At 58.5% G+C, this 11,863-nt stretch carries 7 protein-coding genes; 1 reads left to right on the top strand and 6 read right to left on the bottom strand.

Features of this window, described 5'->3' with window-relative positions; translation table 11 throughout:
- Window positions 1–432: 432 nt before the first annotated feature.
- From pflB to G5332_RS06190, 4 genes are all read right to left on the bottom strand, one after another.
- Window positions 433–2,715 (bottom strand): formate C-acetyltransferase, encoded by a 2,283-nt coding sequence (pflB, locus tag G5332_RS06205; RefSeq protein ID WP_005352571.1) that lies wholly within the window; start codon window positions 2,713–2,715, stop codon window positions 433–435.
- Between the two features lie 46 nt (window positions 2,716–2,761).
- A complete protein-coding gene (focA, locus tag G5332_RS06200; RefSeq protein WP_005333620.1) occupies window positions 2,762–3,610 on the bottom strand; it encodes a formate transporter FocA in 849 nt (282 codons plus the stop codon).
- A gap of 381 nt (window positions 3,611–3,991) precedes the next feature.
- Window positions 3,992–5,752 (bottom strand): 30S ribosomal protein S12 methylthiotransferase accessory factor YcaO, encoded by a 1,761-nt coding sequence (ycaO, locus tag G5332_RS06195; protein ID WP_005352574.1) that lies wholly within the window; start codon window positions 5,750–5,752, stop codon window positions 3,992–3,994.
- A gap of 192 nt (window positions 5,753–5,944) precedes the next feature.
- A complete protein-coding gene (locus G5332_RS06190) occupies window positions 5,945–7,378 on the bottom strand; it encodes a glycoside hydrolase family 1 protein (protein WP_421249476.1) in 1,434 nt (477 codons plus the stop codon).
- 167 nt (window positions 7,379–7,545) lie between these two features.
- On the opposite strand from G5332_RS06190, the gene G5332_RS06185 reads away from it, so the two are divergent.
- Entirely contained in the window at window positions 7,546–8,409 is an 864-nt protein-coding gene (locus tag G5332_RS06185) for a LysR family transcriptional regulator (RefSeq protein ID WP_021231364.1), read from the top strand.
- Window positions 8,410–8,455: 46 nt separating this feature from the next.
- On the opposite strand, the gene G5332_RS06180 is transcribed toward G5332_RS06185, so the two are convergent.
- Together G5332_RS06180 and metE are read right to left on the bottom strand one after the other, a co-directional pair.
- Window positions 8,456–9,205 (bottom strand): substrate-binding periplasmic protein, encoded by a 750-nt coding sequence (locus G5332_RS06180; protein ID WP_120414108.1) that lies wholly within the window; start codon window positions 9,203–9,205, stop codon window positions 8,456–8,458.
- Between the two features lie 175 nt (window positions 9,206–9,380).
- Entirely contained in the window at window positions 9,381–11,645 is a 2,265-nt protein-coding gene (gene metE / locus G5332_RS06175; protein ID WP_421311184.1) for a 5-methyltetrahydropteroyltriglutamate--homocysteine S-methyltransferase, read from the bottom strand.
- Window positions 11,646–11,863: the final 218 nt, after the last annotated feature.

Raw genomic sequence — 11,863 nt, 5'->3', positions numbered from 1 at the left:
CAGAGGCAGAGGCAGAGGCAGAGGCAGAGGCAGAGGCAGAGGCAGAGGCAGAGGCAGAGGCAGAGGCAGAGGCAGAGGCAGAGAATGATTCCATAGTCACAGGCTTATGGGTATTGCTTGATACCCGCGATGGCGCCTCTGTTCACCCCTTAAACCTGATCAGCTGTTCCACGAGCCATAGCAACACTGATGCAATGGCAGGCAAAGCAACCGCCTATCCCCTTAGAGCGCGAATAAAGCATAATCGCATTACAGACGGGGCCTAGGTCAATCCTGGTGAGCCCCTCCCCTTAATCCTCTTCGAATACCCAGTAACAACTGTTGTGGTTGCGATGGAACTGGAGGCGATTCACTGGGGATGATTACTCCCCCTGAATCGCACGCATAAAAAAACCGGCGCCTTGGCGCCGGTTTTTGCTCACTACGTCTCGATTACAGAGAAGCGGTGAAGGTACGGGTGATGACGTCTTGCTGTTGCTCTTTGGTCAAAGAGTTGAAGCGAACGGCATAACCGGATACGCGGATGGTCAACTGCGGATATTTCTCCGGGTTTTCCATGGCGTCCAGCAGCATTTCACGGTTCATCACGTTAACGTTCAGGTGCTGACCACCCTCTACGTTGGATTCGTGGTGGAAGTAACCGTCCATCAGGCCAGCCAGGTTGGCTTTCTGGGCTTCCATATCTTTACCCAGTGCGTTCGGAACGATGGAGAAGGTATAGGAGATACCATCTTTAGCGTAAGCGAACGGCAGCTTGGCTACGGAAGTCAGGGAAGCAACAGCACCTTTCTGGTCACGACCGTGCATCGGGTTTGCACCCGGACCGAACGGAGCACCAGCACGACGGCCATCCGGGGTGTTACCGGTCTTCTTGCCATATACCACGTTGGAGGTGATGGTCAGAACAGACTGGGTAGCAACAGCACCACGGTAGGTGTTCAGCTTCTGAATCTTCTTCATGAAGCGCTCAACCAGGTCACAGGCGATATCATCGACGCGAGCGTCGTTGTTACCGAACTGCGGGTATTCGCCTTCGATTTCGAAGTCGATGGCAACGCCATCTTCGTCACGAATCGGCTTGACCTTGGCGTACTTGATGGCAGACAGGGAGTCAGCGGCTACGGACAGACCAGCGATACCACACGCCATGGTGCGATATACGTCACGGTCGTGCAGCGCCATCAGAGAGGCTTCGTAGCTGTACTTGTCGTGCATGTAGTGGATGATGTTCAGCGCAGCAACGTATTGCTTGGCCAGCCAATCCATGAAGTGGTCCAGACGATCCATTACGTCGTTGTAGTCGAGGTACTCGGACTTGACCATCTCGGTTTTCGGACCGACCTGGATCTTGAGCTTCTCGTCCATACCACCGTTGATTGCATACAGCATGGTCTTGGCCAGGTTGGCACGAGCACCGAAGAACTGCATCTGCTTACCAACGATCATCGGGGATACACAGCAAGCGATGGCGTAGTCATCGTTGTTGAAATCCGGACGCATCAGATCGTCGTTCTCGTACTGAACGGAAGAGGTCTCGATGGATACCTTGGCACAGTACTTCTTGAAACCGACCGGCAGCTTCTCGGACCACAGGATGGTCAGGTTCGGCTCAGGGGACGGGCCCATGGTGTACAGGGTGTTCAGCATACGGAAGCTGTTCTTGGTGACCAGAGTACGGCCATCAACGCCCATACCAGCCAGGGTCTCGGTCGCCCACATCGGGTCGCCGGAGAACAGTGAATCGTATTCCGGAGTACGCAGGAAGCGAACCATACGCAGCTTCATGACCATGTGGTCCATCAGCTCCTGGGCTTCTTGCTCGGTGATCAGGCCTTTCTGCAGGTCACGCTCGATGTAGATATCCAGGAAGCTGGAGGTACGACCGAAGGACATGGCTGCACCGTTCTGGGACTTGACTGCCGCCAGGTAGGCGAAGTAGGTCCACTGTACGGCTTCTTTAGCGTTCTTGGCCGGTACGGAGATATCGCAACCGTACTTGGCAGCCATCACCTTCATCTGTGCCAAGGCACGGTGCTGTTCGGAGATCTCTTCGCGCAGACGGATGGTGGCTTCCAGGTTGACGCCGTTTTCCAGGTCAGCTTGCAGGGACTTGAACTGGGCCAGTTTGTCGGCCATCAGGAAGTCAACACCGTACAGGGCAACACGACGGTAGTCACCGATGATACGGCCACGGCCGTAGGCATCCGGCAGACCGGTGATAACACCAGACTTACGGCAGTTCAGGATGTCTTTGGTGTAAACGTCAAACACGCCCTGGTTGTGAGTCTTGCGGTACTCGGTGAAGATCTTCTCGACCATCGGGTCCAGTTGACGACCGTACACTTCGCAAGAAGTTTTAACCATCTTGATACCGCCGTTGGCGATGATGGCGCGCTTCAGCGGCTTGTCAGTCTGCAGACCAACGATCTGCTCCAGGCTCTGATCGATATAACCGGCATCGTGTGCGGTAATGGTGGAGGGCAGGTCAGTATCAAAATCGACCGGCGCATGAGTGCGGTTTTCGATTTTGATCCCTTCCATGACCTTGTCCCACAGCTTGGTGGTCGCTTCGGTCGCGCCAGCCAGGAAGGACTCGTCACCTTCATACGGGGTGTAGTTCTTCTGGATGAAGTCACGGGTGTTGACAGAGGTCTGCCATTCACCGGCCGCGAAGCCTTCCCATGCTTTTTGGAACTGTTCGTTAAGTTCTGCCATTTTTCATTACCTCACACGGTATTGATGTAGTATCCCGCAATCATCCTTAATGATGACGACGGAAGATAAACCAGTAAGTCAGACCAACCATCACGCCACCACCGATGATATTGCCGATGGTCACGGGGATGAGGTTGTGTAGGACGAAGTTGGATACGGTCAGGTCAGCAAAGGTTGCCGGATCCTGGCCGATGGCCTGCCAAAATTCCGGACTAGCCACGCTGTGGATAGCGATACCAACCGGAATCATAAACATGTTTGCGATGCTGTGCTCGAAACCTGAGGCAACGAACATGGCAACCGGCAGCAGCATAACCACTACCTTGTCAGTCGCGCTGCGGGCACCAAAGGCCATCCAGGCAGCAAGACATACCATCAGGTTACAGAGGATACCGAGCGCCACCGCTTCGAAGAAGGTGTGGTGAATTTTGTGTTGGGCCACTTTGAGGGCGTTAAGGCCCCACTGACCGTCTGCTGCCGTGTACTCGGCAGAAACGATGATCAGCGCCACCATCAGCAGACCGCCAATCAGATTACCGAAGTAGACCAGACCCCAATTCTTGAGCAGCTGAGCCCAGCTGATGCGATTGGCAGCCTTGGCCACCAGCGTCAGGGTGGTGGAGGTGAACAGCTCGGCACCGAGCAGCACACAGAGAATAAGTCCGAGAGAGAAGCAGAGACCGCCCACCAACTTGGCCATACCCCAAGGCATGGAGCCGGTTCCGGTCGTCACTGTGATGTAGAAGATAAATGCGATGGCGATGAAAGCGCCTGCGGTAATGGCCAGTGGAATGACCTTGTATGCCGGCTTGGTAGCCTTGGCATAGGTGATGTCTTCAGCCAGTGCAGCGATGGCTTCGGGCTTGAGACAATCGAATGGAGATTCAGCTTTCAATTATTTTCTACCTGAATGTTTTGCCTGTTGAAATCATAACAAAGGGCCTAATAGCCAAAATTGACATTGATCAAGTTTATCAGAGTGCGAATGTAATTTTACTACAAATATTTTAGTGCGATGGCTACGCCACTTTACACCATGTATCAGCTGAAACAGAAATATCACATTTTTAATGCAATGATTTTAAAGAATTTATTTCCAATCATGGAAATGTGGCATTGGCAAGATATCTTTGCAGATCAACAGCACATCCCCTGCCCTGCAATCAATCCCCTTAGGGGTATTTTTTGTTTTTTATTTCATCTTTGAATAACAATCCCGTGCCTTGCCGCACGATAAACAGAAGGGGCCACTCGGCCCCTTCCTTTACAGCAACGATCACGCCCAGTGATGGGCTCGCTTGGCCTTTTGCAGCTTCTCGTAAGCCGCCAGCAGCTTCTGGTGCAGCGGGAACTGGGAGAGCGACAGGTCGGCCGCCTCCAGACCGTGGAAGCGTGCTTCGCCAGTGGCGTTGGCCCATGCCTGTGCCAGCGTCTCTTCGCCATACATGCGAGTGAAGACGGCGCGATACTGCTCCGGATCCCGCTCCTCGTCGAGGAACAACTCGACGCAGGCACGCAGGGCGCGGTAGTAGCTGGCACGCTCGGCAGTGAACACTGACTGGTTGAACTCCATGGTCCAGTCGATGAGATCCAGTGCGGTCTCCAGCTCACCGGCGGCCAGCGCCAGCATGGCTTTCAGCTCGCCAACGCGCAGGGTGTGCAGCGCGGTCCCCTTGGCAGCGGCGATGCCCAGCAGCTCGCGTACACGGGTGCGCTCGTCGTGCCCCTCTTCATCCAGTTGATCAAACAACGCCATGTACTGCTCGGCATCCCAATCCAGTGATGGCAGCGCCAGGATCACTTCGCGCAGGTTGGCGCCCATGTTGTTGTTGGCCAGCAGCAGATCTTCGGCCGGATAGATGTCGGACATGCCCGGCACCAGAATGCGGCAGGCGTAGACACCCAGATGCTCGTAGTCGGCGATATAGACCGGCTGCTCCAGCTCGTGGAAGATGCCGATCAGGTGGTCGAACTCCTCCTGCGAGGTGCCACGGAAGTCCCAGTCGGCAAACTCGAAGTCCGCATCTTGCTTGAACAGATCCCAGCTGATAAGGCCCGAGGAGTCGATGAAGTGGGTCTCGAGGTTGTGGTGATCCGCCACCTGCTCGTTGTCGAATGACGGCGGCACGAATACGTCGAGATCCTTGAGACCGCGGCCCTGCAGCAGCTCGGTGACGGTACGCTCGAAGGCCACTTCGAAGCGCGGGTGGGCACCGAAGGAGGCAAAGCAGGTGCCATTGCTCGGGTTAAGCAGCACCACACAGATGACCGGATAGCGGCCACCCAGGGAGGCATCGAAGCTGTAAATGGGGAAGCCTTCCGCTTCGAGGGCGGCGATGGAGGCTGCAATTCCCGGATAACGGGCAATCACCTCGTCCGGGATCAGCGGCAAGCTGATAGCCTCGGCGATGATCTTGTTCTTCACGTGGCGCTCGAACACCTCGGAGAGCGCCTGGGTGCGCGCTTCGGTCTTGGTGTTGCCAGCGCTCATGCCGTTGGAGACATAGAGGTTGCCGATGATGTTCATCGGGATGTAGACGGTCTCGTGATCGGACTGGCGCTCGAACGGCAGGGCGACGATACCGCGCTCCTCGTTGTTTGACTGAAGATCCACCAGCATGTCGGCGGTCACTTCACCATCCGGGTTGTAAAACTTGCGGGTGAAGCTGTCTAGCAGACCGGCCGGGAACTGGTCACCCTCGATGGGGAACCACTTTTCGTTCGGGTAGTGAACGAAATCGCCGTTGGCGACCTGCTCGCCCAGATAGAAGTCGGCGAAGAAGTAGTTAGTGGAGAGACGCTCGAAATATTCGCCAAGGGCAGACGCGAGGGCCGCCTTCTTGCTGGCACCCTTGCCGTTGGTAAAGCAGAGGGCGCACTCTTTGTCGCGAATATGCACCGACCAGACGTTCGGCACGGGGTTGAGCCAGGAGGCCTCTTCAATATCAAAGCCCAAGGCTTGCAGCTTGGTCTGGAAGCGTTCGATGGAGTCTTCCAGCGCCGCGTCCTTGCCGGGAATAAAAGTGTGGTCAGTCATCACGATATCCTGATTTTTATTGGCTCATGTTCGGCCGCAGATAATAGCAGGGGTCGGCGGCTTTGGCAGGACAAATATCAGCAAACAGGGATGAGTCGCACGGTGAGAAACCGGCTTGCCCCCTCTCCCCGCCACAAACAGCGCGGGCCCGGGGATTGCCCGGGCCCGCTTGTTACGCAATGCGATACATCGTCAGAGCTGCTTGCCCTGGCTGGCGATCACCTGGCTGTACCAGTGGAAACTCGCCTTCTTGATCCGGCGAAGTGACCCCCCCTGCTCGTCACGCTCCACGTAGACGAAGCCGTAACGCTTCTGGTAACCGTTGAGCCAGCTCAGGATGTCGGTGAACGACCAGGCACAGTAGCCGAGCAGTTCCACCCCGTCCTGCATCGCCTCCTGGCACGCCTTGACGTGGCTGCGCAGATAATCGATGCGGTACTCATCGTTCACCTTGTCGCCCGCCTCCAGCTTGTCAAACTCGCCAAGGCCGTTCTCGGTGATCATCAGCGGCAGACCATAACGGGAAGAGAGGCGACGCAGGGCGATGCGCATCCCGGTCGGGTCGATGGCCCAATCCCAGTTGCTGGTCTCAAGGTGCGGATTGGGCGCCGTCTTGTAGAGGCCGGGGATGCCGCTCGATGGCGTAGTGCCCTTCTTGCCGGTGGTGTTGATGCGCTGCAGGGTCTGACCGCCCAAGGGGTTATCTGTGTAGGTCAGGGTGTAGTAGTAGTTGACGCCGATGTAGTCGGGCGTCCCCTCGCGCAGCAACTCCATATCGCCCGGCAGGATCTCCGGCGCCTCGTCGTTTTCCCGCAAGTAAGCGAGCGCCGCCTGCGGATAGCGGCCGAAGCAGTAGGCATCCAGCCACCAGAGGTTGTTGAACTCCTCGGCGTTCTCGTAGGCCAGCATATCTTTCGGATCGCACGACGCCGGATAGGCTGGGGAGTAGGCAAAGCTCGGGCCGATGAGGCCATTTGGCACATGCTGGCGAAACGCCTTGATCACCCGGGCGTTGGCCAGAAACGCGATATGGTTGGCGGCAAAGAAGCGCTTGCGATCCTGCACGGCGGGCGGATGGGTGCCGAGCTGATAGGCGTTGGTCAGGTTGTAGTTCTGCTCGTTAAGCGACACCCAGTACTTCACCTTGCCGGCAAAACGCTGATAGAGGGTCACGCAGTAGCGCTCAAAATCCTCGATAATGCGTCGATCTTCCCAGCCGCCGTACTCATCCTGCAGCGCCTGCGGCAGATCCCAGTGATAAAGGGTCAGCACCGGTTCGATCTGGTGGGCCAAGAGGGTGTCGATCAGCTTCTCGTAGAAGGCCAGACCCGCCACGTTCACCTCACCGCGACCGGTGGGATAGATGCGTGGCCAGCTCACCGAGAAGCGGTAAGCCTTGAGCCCCATCTCGGCCATCAGCGCCACGTCCTCTTCCATGCGGTGGTAGTGATCCACCGCCACATCGCCGTTGCTCCCCTCAAAGGTCTTGCCCGGCAGCTTGGTGAAGAGATCCCACACCGAGGGCCCCTTGCCATCGGCATTCCAGCCCCCCTCCACCTGATAGGCGGCGGAGGCGGCGCCCCACAGAAAATCGCTCGGGAAGTCGTTGAACTTGTGGTGATGCATCTGGTGTTGCTCCTTCTGCGCTGATGGTGTCAGCCATCTCTGATAACTCGGCGCCCCCGTGCCGGGGCACCCGAAATGAATTGGCATAAGCATCCATCACTTCTAAAATTCCGTCCAATGACAAATATGACCACTCAACATTCCCAACAGGAATGAAAGGAGCCCTGATGGAGCTACGGGATCTGAAAGCCTTCGTCACTCTGGGGGAGGTGCTGCACTTCGGCCAGGCGGCGGTACGTCAGCACGTTACCCAGTCGGCCCTGAGCAAACAGATAAGGCGACTGGAGGAGGAGCTGGGCGGCGAGCTGTTCGAGCGCAACGCCAGCACCACTCGCCTCACCGGACTGGGCAGGGCGCTGTATGAAGATGCCCGCGCTGTGGTCATCCAGAGCGAGCAGCTCTCGCGCACCGCCCGCGACGTGCTGGCGGGCAATGTCGGCACCCTGCGCATCGGCTTTGGCGTGGCCACCAAAATCCTGGTGCCCGCCGCCATCGCCCGTTTTCGCGCCGAGCGGCCGCAAGTGACCATAGAGCTCAACGATCTCTCTACCCACCACCAGCTGCTGGCGCTGAGTGAAGGCAAGCTGGATCTCGGTTTTTGCCGCCTGCCCGCCCCCAAGGGGTGGCACGCCCTGCCAGTGGTCGAAGCACACTTTGTCGCCGTGCTGCCCGCCAGCTACCGCGATGTGAGGGAGTTGGCGGATCTGGTGGACAAGCCGCTGGCGATCCTGCGTCGGGACAAGGCCCCGTCGTTTTACGATCACCTGATGAACTATCTGGCCCAGAGCGGGCTGCGTTTTCGCGATATCCAGTACGTCAACGACTTTGCCGCTGGCGTCGCCACCGCGGCAGCCGAGATCGCCTGGACCCTGGTCCCCTCCTCCACCACCATAGAGCACCCGGATGTGCTCACCCTCCCCTTGAGAGACGGGGAAGCCTGTTGGACCATTGGCCTTATCCGTCCGCCCCACAGCAAGGGGCCCTTGATCGATGCCTTCTGGGCAACCATCGCCGATATGACGCCAAGATAGACACGCCCTTGGCAAACCTTGGCAAACCGCAGATGGCGGCAACGCATCAACGATAGCGTTCGACGATACGCGCCAACTCGCCGCTTTGTCGCAGCTGTTGCAGGGCACGGTTGAACTCGGTTATCCGGGTATTGAAGCGGGAGTGCTTGCCGATGCAGAGATTGAACGGGGTAGAGGCAAGCTGCAGCGGCACCTCGACCACCTGCCCGGACAATCCCAGCTGGTTGAGTTTGAAACGTGCCACCAGTGGGTCGGTCACCATCAGGTCCCCCCGACCCGCCGCCAGCATTTTGAAAACATTATCGACATTGATGGTGTGATGAACGGTGAAGCCCGCCAGGTTCTCCTTGCCCCAGCCGTTACCGAAATAGTCGAGAAAGGTAAGTGATTTGAAGTCGCTCAAGCGGCTGGCACGCTGAAAATCGCTCATCCGGGGGTGGCCAAGCCGGGTAAATACCGTCAAAACCGTCGTGGTAACGGGCTCCTCCACCACCAATGTGTAAGAGCGGCGCTCCCGGGTGGCGATGGTGACAAAGCCATCGGCCTGCGCCATCCGCACCAGTTTTTGCGCCCGTTGCCACGGATAACCTTCATGGCGCACCCGCAGCCCCATCTGCGCTGCCACCCGATCCATCACGTCTATCATCAGCCCGCGCATCCTGCCCTGTTCGTCACGCCACGAATATGGGGCAAAGTCGTCAAAGTAGACCATCTTCAACTCGGCCGCTGGCGCCGCCCATGCACTCTGCCACATCAGCAATCCCCACAGGATTGCGCTCCCCAGACTGACTCTCATGGCCGCGACTCCATCCACTTCTGCCAACTCTGAGCCTAGTGCAAAGCGGGCTGCGGCAAGGTTCAGGATCCAGTGGAAAAGTGGCCAACGAAAAAAGAGAGAGGAAGCAATGGCTTCCCCTCTCTCGTTCGTTTGTCAGCACGCCACCTTACCGATGGCGGTCACGGCTAGCCGGTTACGCCAGCTCGGCCCGCAGCGCCTTGGTGGCATCGACCATCACCTTGAGGGCGGCCTCAGTCTCTTCCCAGCCCCGGGTCTTGAGGCCGCAATCCGGGTTGACCCAGAGCCGCTCGGCCGGGATCTGCTTGGCCGCCTTGCGCAGCAACCCCTCAATCCAGCTCTGGCTCGGCACGTTCGGCGAGTGGATGTCGTAGACGCCCGGGCCAATCTCGTTGGGGTAGTTGAAGCGTTCGAACGCTTCGAGCAGCTGCATCTGGCTGCGGCTGGTCTCGATGGTGATCACATCCGCATCCAGCGCCGCCACCGCCTCGATGATGAGGTTGAAGTCGCTGTAGCACATGTGGGTGTGGATCTGGGTGCGGTCCGCCACCGGGCTTGCGCTCAGACGGAAGGCGCGCACCGCCCAGTCGAGATAGGCCTGATGATCCTGCTTGCGCAGGGGCAAGCCTTCGCGGATCGCCGGTTCGTCGATCTGGATGATCTTGATGCCGGCGGCTTCCAAGTCAGCCACCTCGTCGCGAATGGCCAGCCCGATTTGCAGGGCGGACTGCTCGCGGCTCACATCTTCCCGCGGGAAGGACCAGCAGAGGATGGTCACAGGGCCAGTCAGCATCCCCTTCACCGGCTTGTCGGTCAGGCTCTGGGCAAATCGGGTCCATTCGAGCGTCATGGGAGTCGGGCGGTCAATATCGCGGGTGATCACCGGCGGCTTGACGCAGCGGGAGCCATAGCTCTGTACCCAACCGAAGCGGGTGATGGCAAAGCCATCCAGCAGCTCACCGAAATACTCCACCATGTCGTTGCGCTCAGCCTCACCATGTACCAACACATCCAGCCCGATGGCCTCCTGACGCGCGATGGCATCGCGGATCTCGGCCTTAATGCCAGCCTCGTAGGCACTGTCATCGATGCGACCGGAGCGCCAATCCTGCCGCAACACCCGGATCTGGGAGGTCTGCGGGAAGGAGCCGATGGTGGTGGTGGGCAGCAGCGGCAGTTTGAGATCCGAGCGCTGCAGCTCGGCCCTGACCGGATAGGGGCTGTGGCGCTCAAAATCGCTGTTGGTCAGGTTGGCGAGCCGTGACTGCACCGCTTTTTTGTGCACCCGGCTGTCGGACTCCCGATCGACGATGGGCTGGCTGTAGGCGGTGATTTTGTCGAGCTCGCCCCCATCCAGATACTCTCTGAGCAGTCCCAGCTCGAAACATTTTTGCAAGGCGAAGGCGAACCAGCTGCGGGTCTGGGGATCCAGCTCCTGCTCCAGGGTCAAATCCACCGGGCTGTGCAGCAATGAGCAGGATGAGGCCACCCAGAGCCGCTCGCCGAGTTTGGCTTTCAGTGCCTTCAGAGTCGGCGCCAGCTTGGCCAGATTGGCACGCCAGACGTTGCGGCCGTTGATCACCCCGGCGGAGATGACCCACTGGGCGGGCAGATGCGGCACCAGGGTCTCCAGTTGCTCGGGGGCGGCCACCAGATCCAGATGCAAGCCATCCACTTTCAGGCTGGTGATGATGTCGCGCTGATGGGCAACCGAACCGAAATAGGTGGTGAGCAACAGCTTGCAGGGGCCGCTCAGGCGCTCGTAGGCGTTGAGGTAGGCCAGCCGCCACTCGTCCGGCAAGTCCAGCGTCAGCGCAGGTTCATCGATCTGTACCCACTCCACTCCCTGGGCGGCCAACTTGGCCAGGATCTCCTGATAGACGATGAGCAGGCGATCGAGCAGTTCAAGGCGGGAGAAGCCGCTCTCTTTCTCCTTGCCAAGCCACAGATAAGAGACCGGTCCCAGCAGCAACGCCTTGACCGGCAGCCCCAGCGCTTTGGCCTCTTCCACCTCGTCAAACAGCTGGCTCCAGCCCAGCTTGAAGCGCTGATCACGGCTGAACTCCGGCACCAGATAGTGATAGTTGGTGTTGAACCATTTGGTCATCTCGGCGGCGGCCGCCGCCGGGCCGGTCGGCGCACGGCCGCGGGCTACCCGGAACAGGGTGTCGAGATCGGTCTCGCCATGACGGTGGCGGGCAGGCACTGCATCCACCAGCAGGCTGGTACCGAGCACCTGATCGTACCAGGCAAAGTCGCCCACCGGCAGCAGATTGACCCCGGCGCCGTGCTGGGCCTGCCAATGGCGCTCACGCAGCGTCTTGCCCACGGAAACGAGTTCGGCCTGAGTGGTCTCGCCACGCCAGTAGGATTCGAGGGCAAATTTCAGCTCGCGCTTGGCGCCGATACGGGGGAAGCCCAGGGTGTGTGCTCGTGTCATAGGTTCATTTCCTTATGCTCATTCATCTGATGGGAAACTGGATGATTTAGCCATCCAGATGTTTACACATCCAAAATGACAAGATAAGGTGACGCTGGCTATTGAATCCTCTTCAACTGGCTCTCAAATAATCCTCAACTGACCGCCAGTCAGGTTCACCGCGAGGATACAGAGGCCGATGTTTACAGGTGCAAGAGGTGCCGGAGTCAAGAAGCGCA

This window comes from Aeromonas sp. 603757 (assembly GCF_049171255.1).
GTDB lineage: Bacteria > Pseudomonadota > Gammaproteobacteria > Enterobacterales > Aeromonadaceae > Aeromonas > Aeromonas veronii_A.
The sequence above is the reverse complement of the archived record's forward strand: the minus strand, read 5'-3'. Positions and strand labels throughout refer to the sequence as shown.